The sequence below is a fragment of the Bradyrhizobium sp. S3.2.6 genome, from assembly GCF_040546885.1.
Taxonomy (GTDB): Bacteria; Pseudomonadota; Alphaproteobacteria; order Rhizobiales; family Xanthobacteraceae; genus Bradyrhizobium; species Bradyrhizobium cytisi.
The window spans coordinates 40,490-58,913 of the sequence record NZ_JBEPOS010000031.1 but is presented as its reverse complement, the minus strand read 5'-3'; the positions used below and the strand labels follow the sequence as shown (position 1 = coordinate 58,913).

Genomic DNA, 18,424 nt, shown 5'->3' with positions numbered 1-18,424 from the left:
ATTCATTGGAACGTCGAAACGGGGTTTGCCTGATTGCTTTTGGGGCTTGGGGAAGGAACGAGTTTGAAAGTTCTGAAGTCGCTCAACCTTCGCGGCTGGTTGCTGGTTGGAACCGCCGCTTGTGGTGTTGTGTTGGCGGGCGCCGTCGCGGCCTTTGGCTCGTCGGCCAGCGCTGGCGTCTCGCTCGAAGAGCGCAAGCTGCCGATGAAGTTTGGCTGGGTCGCCTGCGAGCCCAATTGCCGCGGCTGGGTCAGCGCGGTCGGCATCATTACTGCTGATACCCCGAAGGACTTTGATGACTTCGCCCGTGGACGCCAGCTCGGCGGCGCCACCGTTGTGCTCGACTCCAGCGGCGGTTCCGTCAACGACGCGATCTCGCTCGGCCGCCGCTTCCGCAATCTCGGCCTTCTCACCACCGTCGGCATCACGCAGCAGGGCGGCGGCGGGCAGGGTGCCCGTCCGGCGGTCGCCTCGGAAGCCTATTGCGAATCCATGTGCGTGTTCCTGCTGCTGGCCGGCAAGAAGCGCTACGTGCCGGAAGCGGCCCATGTCCGCGTCCATCAGATTTGGATGGGCGACCGGGCCGATGATGCCAAGGCCGCGAGCTACAGCGCGCAGGATTTGATGATCGTGGAACGCGACATCGGCCGGCTCGCCAAATACACCTTTGACATGGGCGGGGCGGGGGACCTGCTGTCCCTCGCGCTCAACGTGCCGCCGTGGGAAGATTTGCACGAGCTGGACACAGCCGAGCTGAAGCTCACCAATCTCGTGACGACCAATCTGGTGGCCGACGTGCTGCCGCATGTGGATATCTCGGCGCCTGCGGTGGCCGAGCTTACGCCGAAGACGCAGGCAAGGTTCGGCGAGGAACCGGAGCCGCAGCAGGCTGCCAAGTCGACCAAGACGGCGGAAGCCGTGGTGCCCACCGGTGGCGCGGTGACAGCACCGGCGGCGCCGTCGCAGAAGTAAGAGCCCCAGTCTGGTCTCAGCCCTGCGCGGTGGCTGGCTGCATTGCCTTGGCCTCGATCTGGCCGATCGCATCGACCACGGCATCGAAGGTCAGCAGCGTCGAGGCGTGACGCGCCTTGTAGTCGCGGACCGGCTCGAGGAATTTGATTTCCTCCCATTTGCCTTCGGGAGGCGAGCCATTCTCTTTCAGCATCTTGCGAACGGTTTCGCGTAACTCACGGAGTTCGCTCGCGGTCGAGCCGACCACGTGACTTGCCATGATGGATGAAGAGGCCTGTCCCAGCGCGCAGGCCTTCACGTCATGCGCGAAGTCGGTGACGGTGTCACCCTGCATCTTGAGGTCGATCTTGACGGTTGAGCCGCACAGCTTGGAATGGGCCGTGGCGGTGGCATCGGGGTCCGACAACCGCCCGAGGCGCGGAATATTTCCGGCCAGCTCGATGATCCGCTTGTTATAGATGTCGTTCAGCATGTGATGGAGTCCAACACTGACCTGCCGGATCGGCCTTGGCGGGCGCGGTCCACGGCCCTATATAGGGGCGGAACTGGCGGAAAAACAGTCCGGCGGTGCGTCGGCGATGATCCAGATCCGCTTGCCGGCGTTATTGCCAAGAAACCTCTTTCGCCAAATACTGTTCTCTCCAGGCGTCCGGCGGCTTGTCCGCCCCGTCTGCCGGTGACACTCCGGCCGCAAGGCCGTCGAACGGAGTAGACATGGACGCTACAATCAAATCCATCCGCCCGAACAAGCCCTCTGACAAGCAGCTCGATAGCCGCCCGGCGGAGCTCGATCCTGCCGAATTCCTTGCGGCCGCCGTCCGTGCCGACCAGCCGCGTCCCGCGCGTGCCGAGGCGGAAGCTGCGGTGAAGACGCTGCTCGCCTATATCGGCGAGAACACCGGGCGCGAGGGCCTGCTCGACACGCCGCGCCGCGTCGTCGAGGCGTTCGACGAACTCTATCAGGGCTACCACCAGTGCCCGGCCGAGGTGCTCGACCGCACCTTCGGCGAGACCGCCGGTTATGACGACTTCGTGCTGGTGCGTGATATCGAGTTCACCTCGCAATGCGAGCATCACATGATGCCGTTCTACGGCAAGGCGCACATCGCCTATACGCCGGTGGAACGCGTCGTCGGCCTGTCGAAGCTCGCGCGCCTCACCGACATCTTCGCCCGCCGGCTCCAGACCCAGGAGCATCTGACGGCGCAGATCGCAGCCGCGATCGACGAGATCCTGAAGCCGCGTGGCGTTGCTGTCCTGATCGAGGCCGAGCATACCTGCATGTCGGTGCGCGGCGTCGCCAAGCATGGCGCCTCGACCTTCACCAGCCGCTATACTGGCATGTTCCGCGACAACCCGGCGGAGCAGGCCCGCTTCCTGTCCATGGTGCGAGGCATGACGCGCTGACCTCGCGGATAACTGGCGAGGTTTGTCGTGTCCGCTCACTCCCGCGAGATCGAGGAAGGCCTGTCCTTCCTCCCCAAGTTCGATGCCGCCGGCCTCGTGACCTGCGTGGCGACGGACGTCACCACCGGTGACGTGCTAATGGTCGCGCATATGAATGACGAGGCGCTGCGCAAGACCATTGCCACTGGCGAAGCCTGGTACTTCAGCCGCTCGCGCAATGCCTTGTGGCGAAAAGGTGAGACCTCAGGTCAGACCCAGCGCGTGGTCGAGATCCGCACCGATTGCGACCAGGACGCCGTCTGGCTTCGCGTCGAGCAGATCGGCGCGGCGTGCCATACCGGGCGCAGGTCCTGCTTCTATCGCAAGGTCGAGGCCGAGGGCGGCGGTGCAAAGCTCGTCTTCGTCGACGCTGACAGGCTGTTCGATCCGAACGCAGTCTACAAGAAATAGCGAGCTGTGATTCCGGGGCGCGCGAAGCGCGAGCCCGGAATCCGTTCTACGGCACCACGCGCGGTTAGATGGATTCCGGGCTCATCGCTACGCGATGCCCCGGAATGGCTCGGGGACGGGCAGCCCCCCGAATTAACCCCGCATTAACCATAACTGTCCCACGGTGAGGCGATCAGGCGTCCGAATTGCCGGCGCCGCTCAAACGCCGCACGGGCCCGTCACGCCATCATGTCGGTCGACAATTCCAGTGCCTCGCAGACGGCCGCATCCGACTCATCGCGGCGCGTTGCGGGCGCGATCAAGCAGGCTTCGAACCAGACCGGCGTCAGCTTCGAATACATGCTGACCACCGCCAAGATGGAATCGGATTTCGATCCGTCGGCCGGTGCCACCACCTCGTCCGCCCACGGTCTCTATCAGTTCATCGACCAGACCTGGCTCGGCACTGTGAAAGAGGCGGGTCCGCAGCTCGGCTATGGCAACTATGCCGACGCCATCAGCAAGACCTCGTCCGGCACTTACACCGTCGACGATCCCTTCATGAAGCGCACGATCATGAAGCTGCGCGACGATCCCGAGGCCGCTTCCAGCATGGCGGCGGCGTTGACGCAGTCCAACAGCTTCAAGCTCACCGGTCTGCTCGGCCGCAGGCCGTCCGACAGTGAGCTCTATATGGCGCACTTCATGGGCGTCGGCGGCGCGGCGAAACTGATCGCCAATGCCGAGGACAACCCGCAAGCGGTCGGTGCGCGGCTGTTTCCCAATGCGGCATCCGCCAACCGGTCGATCTTCTACGCCAAGGATGGCCGCGCGCGCAGCGTCTCCGAAGTCTATTCGGTGCTGAACGCGCGCTATGCGAGCGCCTCGAATGCGAAATCCACGCGCAGCGCGATGGCGATGTATGGTGACACGCCGTCGACCACGCAGGTCGCCGCCGCCAACGGCGTGCAGCCCACCGTGCCGATGGTCAATGGGGCCGCCTATCTCCAGACCTTTCCGGATGCGCGTGGTGTGACGCCGGTGAGCGCGACATCGTCGGCGACGGTCGCCGACAACACGCCGATCACGCCGGCATTCCGTTCGATCTATCAGCCCGGCGATGCGACGCAGCCAGTCTCGACGACGGTGCAGAAATTGTGGGGCAACAACGCCTCGCTCACTTCGGTCGCGTCGACAACGCCCGACGTGCGGCCGCCGCAGCCGCTTGATCTGTTCAGCGATCGCAGCGGCACGTTCTCGAGCTAGCGCGCTATCGCGCCCTTGGGCTGCTTCCAGCCCTTAACAAATCATCAATAAAACCAGCCAGTTATGGTGAACGCTTTGTTAAGCGTCGTGGTTTATTTTGTGTTGCAGGTGACAGGCCGTCACCGTTTTCTTTTTTTCGTTGCGTAAGCCGGAAGCACCATGATTGTTCGGCAGTTCATTAATTGGATCAGGACCGCGCCCGCCGGTGAGCGGGCGGAGGCAACGCGGGCGTTGGCCCGGGCCTGGCTGATCTCGGATCTTTCTCACGACGACCGTGTCGCCGCCGAGGGCGCGCTGCTGATGCTGCTCGACGATCCCTCGCCCCTGGTGCGGCAGGCGATGGCCGAGGCGTTTGCGCGCAGCACGGATGCGCCGGCGTCGATCGTGCGGGCGCTGTCGGCGGACCAGCCGACCGTGGCGCTGCCCGTACTCGAACATTCGCCGCTGCTGATCGATGCCGATCTCGTCGACATCGTCGCGACCGGCAACGACGAGGTGCAATGTGCGGTCGCCCGCCGCATCGCGCTGCCGGTCTCGGTCTGCGCCGCCATTGCCGAGGTCGGCTGCGCGGCCGCCGCACTGGAGTTGATCGAAAATCCCCACGCCGAGCTGGCACCGTTCTCGTGGAACCGCATCGTCGAGCGTCACGGCCATCTCGCCGCGATCCGCGAGGCGATGCTGGTGCTGGACGACATTCCTGCCGCAACGCGCGCGGCACTGGTGGCAAAGCTTTCCGAGACGCTGGCACAGTTCGTGGTGGCGCGGAATTGGCTGAGCGCCGACCGTGCCGAACGCATGACGACCGAGGCGCGAGATCGGTCCACCATGAACATTGCGGCGCGCTCGCGCGGCGACGACATGCAGGGCCTGGTGAAGCATCTGCGGATCACCGGCCAGCTCACCGCGGGCCTGATCCTGCGCGCGCTGCTGTCGAGCAATCTCGAGCTCTTTGATGCTGCACTTGCCGAATTGGCCGATCTGCCGCTCGCGCGCGTCTCCGCGCTGCTGCACGACCGTGGCGGCAACAGCCTGCACGCGCTGCTTCGTCGCGCAGGCTTACCCGAGGCGACGTTCGCAGCATTCCAGGTCGCGCTTGATGCCTGCCACGAGCAGGGCTTTGTCGACACCGACGACACCGCGGCGCGCTTGCGCCGGCGCATGGTCGAGCGTGTGCTCACCCATTGCGAGGCCGACCGCGGCGCCACCGAGCCGCTGATGGTCCTGTTGCGCCGCTTCGCCACCGAATCCGCGCGCGAAGAGGCGAGGTTGTTCTGCGACGAGCTGGTTGCGGAAGACACGATCGATCCGGTGTACGACGACCTGATCGCAGCGTAGTTCAAGCCGGACCCGCAAACTTCGTCATTGCGAGCGCAGCGAAGCAATCCAGAGTCTTTCCGCGGAGGAATTCTGGATTGCTTCGCTGCGCTCGCAATGACGAGAGGAGAGAGCGGAGTCGTTACTCCGCCGGCGCGATGCTCGGCGCCAGGATCACTTCGAGATGCTCGGGGCGGTCGCGGTTGACGTCGGCGAGATAGTCGTCGGCGACCTTGCGCAGACGGCGGCTGAGCTCGGCGGAGATGCTGATGCTGTCGAGCTTGGTGTTCTCGTGCACGATGGCGAGGATCGCGTTGATGTGGTGCGTGAACAGTTCGGCCGGCACCTTCTCGAGATCCGGCGCGTGCTCGATGACGCGGCACAGGCTCTCGGCAACTCCCGCCGCGGCCGGAAAGCCGAACGTGGCGGCGTCGCCCTTGATGTCGTGCGCGGCGTGGAACAGCTCGTCGCGCCGCGCCTTGGTGAAGCCGTCGTTGCCGATGGCGACGTAGGCAGACGACAGCCGGGTGACCTCGGTCGTCATCCAGCTCTTGAACTCGCCGGACAGATCGGCCAGCGCCTGCTCGGCGCGTCCGATCGGATCGTCCAGGTCCTTTTCCTCGACCCGGCGCAGAACTTTACGCAGCGGATTGGGCTGCGTGATGAGTTGATGCGTGGCGAAGGCCGTGACCTCGATGTCCTTTGCGCTGTTCTTCGCCATGATGCCTGCCTCGTCGGGTGGGACCCTGCGCTAGATGGAGGAGCGGGCCTTGTCGAGCAGCGAGGGCTGCTGGAGCACCTCGTGCTTTTCGCCGACGCGGCGCTCCGGGCCCATATAGGCGGAGTTGGTGTTGCGGCGCCGGTCCGGGCCGAAATAGGTCTTGGTCTTGATGAAAGGCCGGGGACTGGCGACCACGTTGAGAATGCGCTGGTAGAGGCCCTTGGCCGAGATCGGCTTGGCCAGGAATTCGGTGACGCCGGCATCGCGCGCGACCGTGACGCGGCGCTTCTCGGAATGGCCAGTCAGCATGATGATCGGCGCGTAGGGGTTGCCCTTGGATTCAGGCTGCCGGATCATCTGCGCGAGCTCGAGCCCGTCGAAGATCGGCATCGCCCAGTCGGTGATGACGATGTCGGGCACGTAGTGACTGTACATTTCGAGCGCCGTGGCGCCGTCCTCGGCCTCATAGACCTCGCGCGCGCCGAACGAATGCAGCAGCGTCCGCAGGATGCGGCGCATGTGCGGATTGTCGTCGCAGACGAGAAAGCGCAGCTTGTTGAAGTCGATGCGAAACATGACGCCTGGGCCAAAGCGGTCAACCTTCGTTAACCATATCGTGCCGAGGGTTAACGAAGCGTTGCGAACAGGCGGCCGGCGGGGGGCGGAGCCGGCAGGTCAGTACCCGAACTGCTCACGCAGGATCCGTTCCTCCAGGCTGTGGCCGGGATCGAACAGCATGCGCATCGAGATGGTCTTGTCGGACAGGATCTCGACGCGCCGGACCCTGCGTACCTCCTCATGGTCGGCAACGGCCGCGACGGGCCGCTTGTCGTCTTCCAGCACCTCGATCACGACGTAGGCCGTGTTGGGCAGCAGTGCGCCGCGCCAGCGCCGCGGCCGGAAAGCGCTGATCGGTGTCAGCGCCAGCAGCGCGGCGTTTATCGGCAGGATCGGCCCCTGTGCGGAGAGATTATAGGCGGTCGAGCCTGCCGGCGTCGCCACAATGATGCCGTCGGCGATCAGCTCGGGCATGCGCTCGCGCTCGTCGATCAGGATACGCAGGCGCGCCGCCTGGTAGGTCTGGCGGAACAGATAGACCTCATTGATGGCGTGATGCAGGTGGACGCGGTCATGGGTGTCGGTCGCGCGCATCAGCAGCGGGTTGATCCCGGATTCATGCGCGGCCTGGAGACGGGCGCGGAGGTCGTGCGTCGAGTATTCGTTCATCAGGAAGCCGACCGTGCCGCGGTGCATGCCGTAGATCGGCTTTCCCGAGCGCATGTGGCGGTGCAGCGTCTGGAGCATCAGCCCGTCGCCGCCGAGCGCGACCACGACGTCGGCCTCGCTCGGATCGCAATTGCCATATTGCGTGGTGAGCTGGTGGAAGGCGGCCTCTGCCTCGCTGCTCGGGCTGGCGACGAAGGCGATCCGGTCGTATCGCGATGGCTTGGTCATGGCTTCCAGGCAGGTGTTGCTGGCTCAAGAAAGTTCCGCCGAGGTCGTCTATACGACCTGGGCCTCCATTGTCGAGGACGACCGCCCGGAAGGCAAACGCGCCCAGCGGGGAGGGCAAAAGCCAAGCGGATCGGCCCGGAAAGCCCTACCTGGGCCTCCAATTCCCCAAACCGTCGCAATTGCCGGCTACAGCTGCGGCCAGCGACCGACGGGCCGGGGCAGGGAGAACAATCATGGTCATAGGCTTGCCGATGCTGCGCTGCGCGGGGCTGGTGCTGGCGGTGTCTGCCTTCGCGCTCGCAGACGTAGCGTTCGCAGACTTGGCGCGCGCGGACGATCCGCCGCAGCCGCGCAACGAGGCGGCGGCGCCTGCGGGACAGAAGGGCGGTCGCGGCGGCAATGCAGCGCAGGCCTCGCCATCTGCCGCCGACCAGCATCGTCTGCCCGGAGATTCGACCACCAAGCAGACCCTCGATCTGCCGGGGCGAACGCTCAACTTTGCCGCGACCGCCGGCTCCATCCGCGTATTCGATGACAAGGGGGAGCCGCTCGCCGACATCGCCACCACGTCCTACGAGCTCGACGGCGCCGATCGCACGCGCCCGGTGACGTTCCTGTTCAACGGCGGGCCCGGTGCCTCGTCGGCGTGGCTCCAGTTCGGTGCGGCCGGGCCGTGGCGGCTGCCGCTCGACGGCGAGGGGGTGTCGCCGTCGGCCTCGCCCGAAGTGAAGCCTAACGCGGAAACCTGGCTCGACTTCACCGATCTCGTTTTCATCGATCCCGTCGGCACCGGCTACAGCCGTGTCATCGCGAGCGGCGAGGATGCACGCAAACGGTTCTATTCGGTCGATGGCGACGTCAACGCGATTGCGCTCGTGATCCGCCGCTGGCTCGAGAAGCACAACCGCCTGACCTCGCCGAAATATGTCGCTGGCGAGAGCTATGGCGGCATTCGCGGGCCCAAGGTCGTGCGCCAGTTGCAGATTCAGCACGGCGTCGGTGTCAAAGGCTTGGTCCTGGTGTCGCCGCTCCTGGATTTCCGCGAGTTCACAGGCACGAGCCTCCTGCAATATGTCGCGACCTTGCCGAGCTATGTGGCGGTGGCGCGCGAAGCCAAGGGGCCGGTCAAGCGCGCCGATCTCGCTGATGTCGAGGCCTACGCCCGCGGCGAATTTTTGGCCGATCTCGTCAAGGGTGAGGCGGACAAGGAAGCCTCCGATCGTCTTGCCGACAAGGTCGCGGAGCTCACCGGCATCGACCCGGCGGTGAGCCGCAGGCTCGCCGGCCGCTTCGACGTCGGCGAATTCCGTCGCGAGCTCGACCGCAAGAATGGCATGGTGACCGGGCGTTACGACGCCTCCGTGCGCGGCTTCGATCCCTATCCGGATTCGAGCAGCTCGCGCTTCGGCGACCCCTCGGGCGATGCGCTTCAGGCGCCGCTGACGAGTGCCGCGGTCGATGTGTTCACGCGCAAGCTTAACTGGCGGCCCGACGGCTCCTATGAAGTCCTCAACGGTGCCGTCGAGCGCAACTGGGACTTTGGTGGCGGCATCAACCCGCCGCAATCCCTGTCGGAGCTGCGTCAGATCCTCGCCACCGACGCGAAGCTGAACGTGCTGGTCGCGCACGGCCTGTTCGATCTCGCCACGCCCTATTTCGGCACGAAGCGGGCGCTCGACCAGCTGCCGGCCTTTGTGACGTCGCGCGTGAAATTCGTCGTCTATCCCGGCGGCCACATGTTCTACTCGCGCGATGGCTCGCGACAGGCGCTTCGGAGCGAGGTCGAGGCGCTGATCAGGGAGTAGGCCGGCGTTTTCGTGGCGGGTATCTCCGTGCGATCTCGCGCGCGACGACGACCGCCGGCTTGACATTGGCGCCGGCGATCCAGATGTCGCTGACCTTGCCGCGCTTGTCACGGACGCGGCGAACCGGCTCGCCGTGGCTGGAAACTCCCGCGGCCCAAGCAAGCCTGCCGGTGTCGCGGCCGGTGACCTCGATCTCGCCGGAATCCATGAACGGATTGTTGAACTGGGGATTGGCGAGCAGCACGCGGTTGCCTATCGGCACGAAATCTGTCGCGCCCCAGATCGTCCACCAGCGGCCGGTCCAGTCGCGCAGGCGCCGGTCGGCTGCGCCGCGGGTCTTGAAGACGCGCAGGATCTGCATGGCGCCGTCCATCCAGATCGGGGCTGGGCCGTCGATGGAGTTGCTGAGGATGCTGATCGCGAGCTCGCATCCGGGGATGGAGCAAGTCCGCGAGATGTAACCCTGGAAGCCGCCGCCATGCCCGAACCAGTCCCAGCCGTCGGTCTTGCCGGCGTTGACGCCAAGGCCGTAATAGCCCTCCAAACTTTGCGGCACGCGCCAATGGTTGCGCGTCATCTCGCGGCGGCTCGCGACCGACAGCACGCTCTTCCTGGCGTTGGGAGCGAGCTGGGCAAAGAAACGCGCGGTGTCGGCTGCGGTAGCGACGAAGCCTGCGGCCGATGCCATCGCGTGCGCGGGATTATCGCCAGGGATTACGCAGCGCTCGCCGAGCGGCAGCTTTCGCGTGTGGCCGCGCGCAAACAGCGCGCCCCTGGGAAGCGGCGCATTTGGCTCGGTCTCGCGGAGGCCTGCAGGCTCGACGATCTCGCGCTTGATCCAGGCGGCGTAGGGCTCCTTGGTCACCGCTTCGATGATGAGCCCCATCAGGGCAAAGCCGTGGTTGGAATATTTGAAGCGCGTGCCTGGCTCGATCGCGGGAGGCCCCTTCAACTCGGCGAGCAGCTCCTTGGCGTCGAGATAGGGACGGCTGTCGATGAACTGGCCGGAATCGGCGCCGTCGCGCGTCAGCCCGGAGCTGTGCGAAAGCACCTGGGCAATCGTGGTCTCGGCCACGCGCGGATGCAGACCGCTCACATATTGGCCGACGGGATCGTCGAGCCTGAGCTTGCGCTGCTCGCGCAGCTTCATGACGCCGGCCGATGTAAAACTCTTCGAGTGCGAGGCGATGCGGAAGCGATGGCGCGGGGTGAGCTTCTCGCCGGTGTCGAGATTGGCAAGGCCGAACGCATGTTCGGCGACGACCTCGCCGCGATGGACGAATGCGACCATGACGCCGGGCTGTTGGACCGTCGTCTGCTGGAATTCGATCCAGGAGCCGATGTAGTCGATCGCGGATCGCAGCCACGTGTCCATTGCGCACCAATTTGCGAGGGGATCGGTTGCGAGAAGCTAGCCGAGAAAGCAGAACGGGCACAACCCGGAAGGTTGTGCCCGTTCTGTCATGCGAAGATGCGATGTCTTCAGTAGACGAGCGTCGCGCCGGTCGGCTTGTCGAGCGCGGCAGCCAGCGAGCGATATTCGGAGCTGTCGGTGCCGGCGAGCATGGCAATCTTGTTCAGGTGATACTGCGCCTGTTCGCGGTTGCCCTGCTCGAGCTGCCAGAGGCCGTAATACTGCCAGGTGCGGACGTGGTTCGGATCGTCCTTCAGCGCGATCTCGTAATAGACTTTCGACGACTGGTAGTCGCCGAGCTTGCGATAGGAATAGCCGATCAGGTTCGCGACGTCGGCGACGTCGTCGCGCTTGAGCGACTTCAGCTGGCCGATCGCGCCCGTATAGTCGTTCCTGTCGTAGATCGTGGTGTAGGCGGTGCGATAGGCCGCGAGGAATTTCGGGTCGCTGACGGAAGAGCTCTTCTTCTTGCCCTTCTTGGACGAGTTGTCCGACTTCGGCGGTGAGGAGGGCTCATCGCTGCCCGCCGCATAGGCGCTGGTCAGCACCGGCGCGGCCGCCAGCGACATGGCGACGAGTCCCGGCACGACAAGCATTGAGAATTTGCGCATCGAAGTTCTCCCGTATGGAACGTGGCGATCCTACACGATTGCCCGAATACCGGAACACCCGGTACGCAAAAACATTCCCGGCACCCCGGTGTATTCGCCTTTCCTCAGATGACAAACTTGTCATCGAGATGAACGGGAGCTGGCCGCGGGCTTCAGACAGGGTTCAGTGCGCTCCCTCTACGCTCTGACCCATGATCGAAGGGTTGGCGAGAGGGCGCCCGCCTCAAGATCCTTCCAAGAGGAGACCACCATGTTGAAGACCATTTCCGCAGCCTTGCTCGCAGCTTCCGTCATCGCAGCCCCGGCCTTCGCAGCTGAAGCCGGCAAGACAACCACGACCGCGCCAGTCATCAAGGCGGACCAGACCCAGAGCAAGGTCTCGACCACCGCCGCGAAACCCGACGCCAAGACGGACGGCAAGACGGACGGCAAGACGGCCGACATCAAGTCGGGCGCCAAATCGGGCGCCAAGTCGGATGTGAAGGCTGATGCCGATACCAAGGCCAAGGCGATGAACGCCAACGCTGCGATCACGCCGGACCAGCACAAGACCGTGCGGACGCATCGTCATCACGACAAGCACCTTTCGGCCAAGAAGTCGCTGAAGACGCCGTCGGGCGTCACCAAGCCGGTGACCATCGAGAAGCGCAGCTAACGACTGATCTGATCCCGCGCGGCGGCATCCCTGGATTGCCCTGCTGCCGCGCGCGGAGTTCAGGCCCGGCTCGCCCGTCACGCCCCGCGCGCAAGCGCGAGGCGCTGGCGGCGGGCCGGTGCGCTGTCTGTGGAAGCGAATTCCCTTTGCGCAACCTTGGAGCTAGAAACAACTCCGAGTCCGACTGGCTGGAGCGAGTCCGACTGGCTGGAGAATGTGATCCCTTGGGGCGATTGGCGAAACGCGCGGCGATCCTGGTGCTGCCTCTGGCGCTCACGGCCTGTTTCGGCAGCGATGGGGACCGTCCGTCCCTGCTGGAGGGACGCGGAGGGCCGCAGTCCTTTCCCGATAATTTTCGTAGTGACGCGCTGGCCCTGATGCGCGCCTATCTCAACAATCCGGTCGGCGTGCGCGACGCCAGCATGGCCGATCCGGTGCTGAGGGAGGTCGGCGGGCGGCAGTTCTATGTCAGCTGCCTGCACTTCACGCCGCGCGAGACCGATGGCACCTATAAGGCGATGCGAGAGCGCGCCATCATCTACGTCAACGGCCGGGCCGACCGCGTCATCGATCGCGCTAACGAGATCTGCGCAGGCGCGGTTTACGCACCCTTTCCAGAACTGGAAAAGATGGCGCGGTAGCGCAAAGCGCGCCTTCATCGCGCGGTGCTAGGACAAGAACCGCCGGAGCCGCTGGATCACATTTCGGCGAGCTTTGAACGGATCGGTTTTGCCCTGCGACAAATCGTTACGGCTGGACATGTGCGGACGACAAAATCTGCCGGCGCAGGCCGGACGAGATGGAACAAAAGCGCGATGTTGCCGCTCCGTCACAGTTGCGAACGATCAACGTTCCGGCATCGCCGCGAAGCAACCCAATTCACGCCACGTTGTTTCCTGAGTGTCGTACGTGAAAGAACGGGGATGACCATGAAGACGATTTTGCTCGGGGCAGCAGCTCTGCTCGCTCTGGCCGCACCGGCGGCCGCAGCGGACATGCAGCCGCACACTTATACCAAGGCTCCGGCCTACACGCCGCCGCAGGCGATCTACAATTGGACCGGCTTCTACATCGGCGGCCATGTCGGCGGCGCCTTCGCCGGGGACAGCAGCTTCCAATCCAGCGACGCCCGCTTCCTGGGCGGCGTGCAGGGCGGCTTCGACTACCAGTTCGCGCCCAATTGGGTGGTGGGTATCGAAGCCCAGTACTCCTGGCTGCCGACCAACAATAACGGTGTCACGTTCCCGCTGGGCACCCAGGTGACCTCGAGCACCGACCAACTCGGGTCGGTGACCGGCCGCATCGGCTACACCTGGGGCCCGACGCTGCTCTACGCCAAGGGCGGTTACGCCTGGCGCAACGGCGGTCTTGGCGTGAACATCGCCGGCGTGCCGCAGGCCTTCACCGCCACCGGCAACAGCAAGGACGGCTATACCGTCGGCGCCGGCCTCGAATACATGTTCGCGCCGAACTGGTCGGCCAAGGCCGAGTACCAGTATTATAACTTCGGCAGCACGACGATCACCGCCGGTCCAGCCGACGTCGTCGGCGTTCGCGGCCGGGACGACGAGCATACCGTCAAGGTCGGAGTGAACTACCGCTTCGGCTGGGGCGGTCCGGCGGCCTCGCGCTACTGATCCGCCGCGCGCGAGCCACGACCACGATCTGACAAAGGCCGGCTTCCTGCCGGCCTTTCGCTTGTTTGCCTTGCGTGAATCATCTGGCGCGTCATTTGCAAGCAAACAGTCTGGCGCGCGCCTTCTCACGCGTGTCACGGGGATCGGGTAAACCAAAAATAATTTCTGCGACTTACGGAACTGGCGCTCCGGAAAGCGGTATTATTGAATTGCTGGGCTGGTGGGACAACGAACATGCGTATCTTGGCGTCGGTGCTGGTGGTCTCGTGCTTCGTCGTCCTGCCGTGCTTTGCCCAAACAATCCTCAAATCCGAGCCTTTGATGTTGGCACCCTACGAGGTCGCCTTCGTGAAGGACGCCTCCTGTCCGTCGGGCAAGGTGCTCAAGGTCACCGGGGCGATCCGCGGGCTGCACCGCCGCAAGGCCTGCGTGGCGCTTGCCGGTGAGCAGGCCTCGCTGGCGATCGCGACACCCTGAGGCACTCGGCCAGATCTCACGAGCTGAGCTGAAGCTCCATCCTGGATTCCCGCTCGGCGTCCGCCTTGTTCTTGGCGGGGTCCTCGCCTTGGGCGGCCAGGCATGATCTGATCTCATAGTCATTGTCGAGCACCCGGCGCGGACCTTGCCGCTCGTCGTCGGTGCCGAGGTCCACGACCAAGCCGCTCCGTTGCGCGAGTTTCCAGACGTCGGCTTCGCTCGGATAGGCCTTGCTGATCTGGCTGTCGTTGCAGAACAGGGCGTAGGGCATGCTTCCCGCTCCCGGAAAGCCCGTTAACGACTTCATGGCGCGAAGGGTTCCAAGCCGATCACGGGGCCGTGATCCGCCCTGATCAAGGGGGGTAGGGGCGCCGTGCCCTGAGTCCCTTAACGAGTCCTGAATCCCCCAAAAAAGAAACTTTGGGACTCATTTGGCGGAATCAGCGGATGTTTCCGGCCATGTCGACCGACCTGAAAACCTGCTGCGGGCACATGCTTCTGCCCCTGACGCTGGCACTGTTCGGTGCCTGTGCAGCCAATCTCTGGCTGGTGTGGTCGTGGCTCTAAGGCCTTGGTCGCAGGCGGGCCCTACTTCTGGGCCGGCGGCGGCGGGGCGGCATCGCGGATGGCGGCGCGCAGCTTGGTCAGGGTCGCCGCGCAATATTCCTCGCGCTCGCGCTCGAAGCGCTCCTGATGCTTTCTGAAGTTAGCGATGCGCGCCTGCATTTCGCTGCGGAAATCGCCGGCCATCCGTGGCGGAGGGACCGGCAGCGGTTGGGGCGGCGGTGCGACCTGCGGCGGCGGATCGGCCTGCTGCGGCTCGAACGCGACGGTCACGGTCTGGACGGAGACAATCTCCGCGGCCAGGATCGGCGCAACGGCAGCGGTATCCGGCTGACGGGCGCCATCCTTCTTGCCGGAAACCGATTGGACGAAGGCCAGCGTCTGCGCGATCAGTGCGTCGCGCTCCCTGATCCACTTCATGATCCACCACCCTGTTGGAGCTATTCCATCAAAGCCTGAGCGCCGAATCAAGAAGGCTGTCGGCAAGGGATTGCATATTTTTCCCGGACACCCGACAATGGATGGATGGATTCCAGGGCCGACCCGTCGGACGAAGCGCAGGGCCTGCGGCTCGTACGCGCCTTTCTGTCATTGCCGCCCGACAAGCGGGCGGAGGTGATAGCGTTCGTCGAGGATCTGGTGCGCGCCCATGCCGGGCCTGACGACGGGCATGGGATCTCCCCCATCCGTGATCGATAGCTATCGCTGGCGGATCGGGTCGCCCATAGTCGATCGAAGCTTACGTGCGGCGTCCCGCTGGCTATTCTCCCGTAAGATTACCCGTGTCATTTCGTATCAAATTTTAACGTTGGCGGGTTCCAATGCCGCCGCCGGGACTGCTTCGGTCAATGGGGACCGAAAGATTATTAGGCGGCTGCGATGAGCTTTTTGAACAATTTGAAGATCGTGTCGAAGGTTGCGTTGATCGTGACCGTGATGGGCTTTGCCCTGGTCGCCGTTGCCGCCTTCGGCATTCGCGAGCTGTCCGCGACGGTCGACGGCTTCGGCGAACTCACCGCCATGCAGTCGGCAGCTCTCAACCTCACGCGGGCCCAGCGCCGCATCGAGACCTATCACGCCGCGCTCTATGCGGTGTTCACCGAGACGACCGAGGCGGGCAACGCCAATCGCCTCAAGATTGCGAGCCAGAACCGCAATGAAATTCGCCAGTATCTGGACGCTGCGGAGCAGGACGACCCGGCGAGAGCGGCCGAAACGAAGAGTGTCGGCGCGCAGTTGACGGCCGCCTTTACCGGCTGCGATCCGGTGCTCCAGGCCGGTGCGGCTGCAAGCAGCCCTGAGGAAAATGCCAAGGCCGCTGATCGTGCTCACAAGGAGTGCGACCCGCTGATCGATGCGGCTCTCGAGCGCGTTGCCAAGTTCACGACCGATACGTCCAAGGCCGTGACCAAGCGCAAGGAAGCCATCGAGGGCGACGCCAAATCCGCGACCTGGACCGTGATGAGCGTCAGCGCCGGCGGCCTGATCATCGGCATCGTGATTGCGCTCTTCATCGGTCTCGTGGCGATGTCGAAGCCAATTGCCCGGCTCAAGCTCGCCATGGAGGGCCTGGCGCGCAATGACCTCAAGACCGAGGTGCCCGAGAAGGACCGCCGCGACGAGATCGGCGAGATGGCCCGGACGGTCGAGGTGTTCAAGACCAACGCGCTCGAGGTGGAGCGGCTCAAGGCGGCGCAGGTGGAAGCCGAGAAGCAGGCCGCCGAGCAGCGCCGCCGCGACATGTTCAACCTGGCCGACGGTTTTGAGCGTGCGGTCGGTGAGATCATCGATACCGTCGGCTCCGCATCCACCGAGCTCGAAGCGTCGTCCTCGACGCTGGCCACCACCGCTCAGCGCGCGCAGCAGCTGACTTCAATCGTCGCGGTTGCTTCCGGTGAAGCCACCGGCAACGTCCAGTCGGTTGCGACGGCGACGGAGGAGTTGTCGTCCTCGGTCAACGAGATCAGCCGCCAGGTGCAGGAATCCGCGCGGATGGCCAGCGAAGCCGTCAACCAGGCCCGCACCACCACTGAGCGGGTCAGCGAACTCTCGCTTGCGGCCACGCGCATCGGCGACGTCGTCGAGCTGATCAACACCATTGCCGGGCAGACCAATCTGCTGGCGCTGAATGCCACCATCGAGGCGGCACGCGCAGGCGAGGCCGGCCGCGGCTTTGCCGTCGTCGCCTCCGAGGTGAAGACGCTGGCCGAGCAGACCGCGAAAGCGACCGGCGAGATCAGCCAGCAGATCTCCGGCATTCAGAACGCCACCCAGGAATCGGTGACCGCGATCCGCGATATCTCCGCGACCATCGAGCGGCTCTCGGAAGTGTCCTCGACCATTGCCGCGGCCGTCGAGGAGCAGGGCGCTGCGACCCAGGAGATCTCGCGCAACGTGCAGCAGGCGGCGCACGGCACCCAGCAGGTCTCGACCAACATCACCGACGTGCAGCGCGGCGCGGCCGAGACCGGCTCGGCGTCCTCGCAGGTGCTTTCGACCGCGAAGATGCTGGCGACCGACAGCACCCGGCTGAAGGACGAAGTCGGAAAATTCCTGCGGACAGTGCGCGCGGCCTGAGCCGCACGACATCCAGGGTCCGGCGGCCTCGCGCCGCCGGTACGCCGCCGCTCCTATTGCGGCAGCAAGAGCGCCATCGCGATCGCGAAAAGGAAGACCGTGGCCACCACGGCCGCGACCGCTCCGGCGATGATCTTGGCGCTTTCCCGGCTGGTATAAGGCTGCATGGTGCCTGGACTCTACCTGATGTTGAACTCTGATCCAATCCGTGGTCAGTAGCCGTCCCCGCGACGCAAGCGGACAACATGCATTCCCGAAGGTTACACCATGAGCGATGATGTCAGCGACGGCTGGACCGCATCCGCGTCTGCATGGATCGTCGAGCAGGGCGAGCACGGTGATTATGGCCGACGTTTTGTGCTGGATGCACCGATGCGGGCGCGCCTCGAGGGGCGCGGCTTCCGCAACGCGCTCGATGTCGGCTGCGGGGAGGGGCGCTTCTGCCGCATCATGCAGCATGCCGGCATCCGCACGACCGGCATTGATCCGACCGAAGCGTTGCTCGGGCGTGCCAGGGAGCTCGACCCGCATGGCGACTACCGGCTTGGCCGTGCCGAGACGATGGAGGTCGAAGCGGAGTTCGACCTGGTCGTCAGCTATCTCAGTCTGATCGACATACCCGATCTCGCCGCGGCGATCGCGAAGATGGTGGCTGCGCTGCGGCCGGGCGGTACGCTTCTGATCGCCAACCTGACCAGCTTCAACACCGCCGGTCCGCCCGAAGGCTGGACACGTGACGGCGAGGGCGCCTTGCGCTTCATTATCGACCACTACATGGACGAGCGGTCGACCTGGGTGACCTGGCGCGGCATCCGAATCCAGAACTGGCATCGCCCGCTCAGCACCTACATGACGCTGCTGCTCGACCACGGCCTCCAATTGCGCCTGTTCGTCGAGCCGGAGCCCAAAGGCGGCGATCCCGACAGGAATGCCTTTCATCGCCGGGTGCCCTTCTTTCATATTATGGAGTGGCAGAAGCCGGCTTGAGCAGGTGCGGTCAGGCGGCGAGCTTCGCCTTGAAGAATTGTGTGACGCGATCGATCGCATCTGATGTCATCGGGTCGGTATCCGAGAAATCAAAGCCGTGGGCTTTGCCCGGATAGGGCACGAATTCGGTCTA

20 protein-coding genes are annotated in these 18,424 nt (G+C 64.7%); 12 read left to right on the top strand and 8 right to left on the bottom strand.

Annotated elements, in window-relative coordinates; all coding sequences use genetic code 11:
* The first annotated feature begins 63 nt into the window (after positions 1-63).
* The gene (locus ABID58_RS33915) at positions 64-972 is read left to right on the top strand and encodes a COG3904 family protein (protein ID WP_187434720.1); all 909 of its coding nucleotides are present in this window, start codon (positions 64-66) and stop codon (positions 970-972) included.
* A 16-nt stretch (positions 973-988) separates the two neighbouring features.
* Here ABID58_RS33915 and ABID58_RS33910 read toward each other — a convergent pair whose 3' ends face one another.
* On the bottom strand, positions 989-1,444 hold the full coding sequence (locus ABID58_RS33910; RefSeq protein WP_354037261.1) for an iron-sulfur cluster assembly scaffold protein: 456 nt from the start codon (positions 1,442-1,444) through the stop codon (positions 989-991).
* A 242-nt stretch (positions 1,445-1,686) separates the two neighbouring features.
* Here ABID58_RS33910 and folE point away from each other — a divergent pair, with 242 nt between their 5' ends.
* The 4 genes from folE (at position 1,687) to ABID58_RS33890 (ending at position 5,409) form a co-directional block, all read left to right on the top strand.
* Positions 1,687-2,379 carry a GTP cyclohydrolase I FolE gene (folE, locus tag ABID58_RS33905; RefSeq protein ID WP_148750163.1) on the top strand — a complete coding sequence of 231 codons (693 nt, stop codon included), beginning with the start codon at positions 1,687-1,689 and terminating at the stop codon, positions 2,377-2,379.
* Between the two features lie 27 nt (positions 2,380-2,406).
* Positions 2,407-2,829, top strand: coding sequence for a phosphoribosyl-AMP cyclohydrolase (gene hisI, locus ABID58_RS33900; protein ID WP_354037259.1), 423 nt, complete (start codon positions 2,407-2,409; stop codon positions 2,827-2,829).
* A gap of 228 nt (positions 2,830-3,057) precedes the next feature.
* Positions 3,058-4,074, top strand: coding sequence for a lytic transglycosylase domain-containing protein (locus ABID58_RS33895; RefSeq protein WP_354037257.1), 1,017 nt, complete (start codon positions 3,058-3,060; stop codon positions 4,072-4,074).
* 159 nt (positions 4,075-4,233) lie between these two features.
* On the top strand, positions 4,234-5,409 hold the full coding sequence (locus tag ABID58_RS33890; RefSeq protein ID WP_148750168.1) for a DUF2336 domain-containing protein: 1,176 nt from the start codon (positions 4,234-4,236) through the stop codon (positions 5,407-5,409).
* A gap of 121 nt (positions 5,410-5,530) precedes the next feature.
* On the opposite strand, the gene ABID58_RS33885 is transcribed toward ABID58_RS33890, so the two are convergent.
* The 3 genes from ABID58_RS33885 to ABID58_RS33875 all read right to left on the bottom strand — a co-directional run bounded on the left by ABID58_RS33885 (position 5,531) and on the right by ABID58_RS33875 (position 7,564).
* Positions 5,531-6,109 (bottom strand): Hpt domain-containing protein, encoded by a 579-nt coding sequence (locus ABID58_RS33885; protein WP_354037256.1) that lies wholly within the window; start codon positions 6,107-6,109, stop codon positions 5,531-5,533.
* 30 nt (positions 6,110-6,139) lie between these two features.
* Complete coding sequence (locus ABID58_RS33880; RefSeq protein ID WP_008133731.1) at positions 6,140-6,685, bottom strand: response regulator; 546 nt, start codon at positions 6,683-6,685, stop codon at positions 6,140-6,142.
* Between the two features lie 99 nt (positions 6,686-6,784).
* The gene (locus tag ABID58_RS33875; RefSeq protein WP_148750172.1) at positions 6,785-7,564 is read right to left on the bottom strand and encodes an NAD kinase; all 780 of its coding nucleotides are present in this window, start codon (positions 7,562-7,564) and stop codon (positions 6,785-6,787) included.
* A 233-nt stretch (positions 7,565-7,797) separates the two neighbouring features.
* On the opposite strand from ABID58_RS33875, the gene ABID58_RS33870 reads away from it, so the two are divergent.
* Positions 7,798-9,369 (top strand): S10 family peptidase, encoded by a 1,572-nt coding sequence (locus tag ABID58_RS33870; protein WP_354037255.1) that lies wholly within the window; start codon positions 7,798-7,800, stop codon positions 9,367-9,369.
* Here the strand turns inward: ABID58_RS33870 and ABID58_RS33865 are convergent.
* Both ABID58_RS33865 and ABID58_RS33860 read right to left on the bottom strand, forming a co-directional pair.
* Positions 9,359-10,744, bottom strand: coding sequence for a serine hydrolase domain-containing protein (locus ABID58_RS33865; protein WP_354037253.1), 1,386 nt, complete (start codon positions 10,742-10,744; stop codon positions 9,359-9,361). The two genes, ABID58_RS33870 and ABID58_RS33865, sit on opposite strands and share 11 nt — an antisense overlap.
* A 107-nt stretch (positions 10,745-10,851) precedes the next feature.
* Entirely contained in the window at positions 10,852-11,394 is a 543-nt protein-coding gene (locus ABID58_RS33860; protein ID WP_354037252.1) for a tetratricopeptide repeat protein, read from the bottom strand.
* Between the two features lie 250 nt (positions 11,395-11,644).
* Here ABID58_RS33860 and ABID58_RS33855 point away from each other — a divergent pair, with 250 nt between their 5' ends.
* The 4 genes from ABID58_RS33855 (at position 11,645) to ABID58_RS33840 (ending at position 14,163) form a co-directional block, all read left to right on the top strand.
* Positions 11,645-12,049 (top strand): His-rich protein BRANT, encoded by a 405-nt coding sequence (locus ABID58_RS33855; RefSeq protein ID WP_354037251.1) that lies wholly within the window; start codon positions 11,645-11,647, stop codon positions 12,047-12,049.
* A 224-nt stretch (positions 12,050-12,273) separates the two neighbouring features.
* Positions 12,274-12,690 (top strand): hypothetical protein, encoded by a 417-nt coding sequence (locus ABID58_RS33850; protein WP_354037250.1) that lies wholly within the window; start codon positions 12,274-12,276, stop codon positions 12,688-12,690.
* A gap of 288 nt (positions 12,691-12,978) precedes the next feature.
* Positions 12,979-13,686: an outer membrane protein gene (locus ABID58_RS33845; protein WP_187434723.1), complete on the top strand. Its 708-nt coding sequence runs from the start codon at positions 12,979-12,981 to the stop codon at positions 13,684-13,686.
* A 234-nt stretch (positions 13,687-13,920) separates the two neighbouring features.
* Entirely contained in the window at positions 13,921-14,163 is a 243-nt protein-coding gene (locus ABID58_RS33840) for a hypothetical protein (protein WP_354037249.1), read from the top strand.
* Between the two features lie 16 nt (positions 14,164-14,179).
* Here the strand turns inward: ABID58_RS33840 and ABID58_RS33835 are convergent, their stop codons facing one another.
* Both ABID58_RS33835 and ABID58_RS33830 read right to left on the bottom strand, forming a co-directional pair.
* Positions 14,180-14,434 (bottom strand): hypothetical protein, encoded by a 255-nt coding sequence (locus tag ABID58_RS33835; RefSeq protein ID WP_354037248.1) that lies wholly within the window; start codon positions 14,432-14,434, stop codon positions 14,180-14,182.
* Between the two features lie 317 nt (positions 14,435-14,751).
* The gene (locus tag ABID58_RS33830) at positions 14,752-15,147 is read right to left on the bottom strand and encodes a hypothetical protein (protein WP_354037247.1); all 396 of its coding nucleotides are present in this window, start codon (positions 15,145-15,147) and stop codon (positions 14,752-14,754) included.
* A gap of 459 nt (positions 15,148-15,606) precedes the next feature.
* On the opposite strand from ABID58_RS33830, the gene ABID58_RS33825 reads away from it, so the two are divergent.
* Positions 15,607-17,304 carry a methyl-accepting chemotaxis protein gene (locus ABID58_RS33825; RefSeq protein WP_354037246.1) on the top strand — a complete coding sequence of 566 codons (1,698 nt, stop codon included), beginning with the start codon at positions 15,607-15,609 and terminating at the stop codon, positions 17,302-17,304.
* Between the two features lie 267 nt (positions 17,305-17,571).
* Positions 17,572-18,291: a class I SAM-dependent methyltransferase gene (locus ABID58_RS33820; protein ID WP_354037245.1), complete on the top strand. Its 720-nt coding sequence runs from the start codon at positions 17,572-17,574 to the stop codon at positions 18,289-18,291.
* Positions 18,292-18,424: the final 133 nt, after the last annotated feature.

What these genes read in the sequence shown, in the direction of transcription:
- ABID58_RS33840 (WP_354037249.1), top strand. Translation starts at nt 13,921, where the DNA reads ATGCGTATCTTGGCGTCGGTGCTGGTGGTCTCGTGCTTCGTCGTCCTG.
- ABID58_RS33865 (WP_354037253.1), bottom strand. Translation starts at nt 10,744, where the DNA reads ATGGACACGTGGCTGCGATCCGCGATCGACTACATCGGCTCCTGGATC.
- ABID58_RS33845 (WP_187434723.1), top strand. Translation starts at nt 12,979, where the DNA reads ATGAAGACGATTTTGCTCGGGGCAGCAGCTCTGCTCGCTCTGGCCGCA.
- ABID58_RS33880 (WP_008133731.1), bottom strand. Translation starts at nt 6,685, where the DNA reads ATGTTTCGCATCGACTTCAACAAGCTGCGCTTTCTCGTCTGCGACGAC.
- ABID58_RS33860 (WP_354037252.1), bottom strand. Translation starts at nt 11,394, where the DNA reads ATGCGCAAATTCTCAATGCTTGTCGTGCCGGGACTCGTCGCCATGTCG.
- ABID58_RS33885 (WP_354037256.1), bottom strand. Translation starts at nt 6,109, where the DNA reads ATGGCGAAGAACAGCGCAAAGGACATCGAGGTCACGGCCTTCGCCACG.
- ABID58_RS33830 (WP_354037247.1), bottom strand. Translation starts at nt 15,147, where the DNA reads ATGAAGTGGATCAGGGAGCGCGACGCACTGATCGCGCAGACGCTGGCC.
- ABID58_RS33895 (WP_354037257.1), top strand. Translation starts at nt 3,058, where the DNA reads ATGTCGGTCGACAATTCCAGTGCCTCGCAGACGGCCGCATCCGACTCA.
- folE (WP_148750163.1), top strand. Translation starts at nt 1,687, where the DNA reads ATGGACGCTACAATCAAATCCATCCGCCCGAACAAGCCCTCTGACAAG.
- ABID58_RS33835 (WP_354037248.1), bottom strand. Translation starts at nt 14,434, where the DNA reads ATGCCCTACGCCCTGTTCTGCAACGACAGCCAGATCAGCAAGGCCTAT.
- ABID58_RS33820 (WP_354037245.1), top strand. Translation starts at nt 17,572, where the DNA reads ATGAGCGATGATGTCAGCGACGGCTGGACCGCATCCGCGTCTGCATGG.
- ABID58_RS33870 (WP_354037255.1), top strand. Translation starts at nt 7,798, where the DNA reads ATGGTCATAGGCTTGCCGATGCTGCGCTGCGCGGGGCTGGTGCTGGCG.
- ABID58_RS33875 (WP_148750172.1), bottom strand. Translation starts at nt 7,564, where the DNA reads ATGACCAAGCCATCGCGATACGACCGGATCGCCTTCGTCGCCAGCCCG.
- ABID58_RS33855 (WP_354037251.1), top strand. Translation starts at nt 11,645, where the DNA reads ATGTTGAAGACCATTTCCGCAGCCTTGCTCGCAGCTTCCGTCATCGCA.
- ABID58_RS33825 (WP_354037246.1), top strand. Translation starts at nt 15,607, where the DNA reads ATGAGCTTTTTGAACAATTTGAAGATCGTGTCGAAGGTTGCGTTGATC.
- ABID58_RS33910 (WP_354037261.1), bottom strand. Translation starts at nt 1,444, where the DNA reads ATGCTGAACGACATCTATAACAAGCGGATCATCGAGCTGGCCGGAAAT.
- ABID58_RS33890 (WP_148750168.1), top strand. Translation starts at nt 4,234, where the DNA reads ATGATTGTTCGGCAGTTCATTAATTGGATCAGGACCGCGCCCGCCGGT.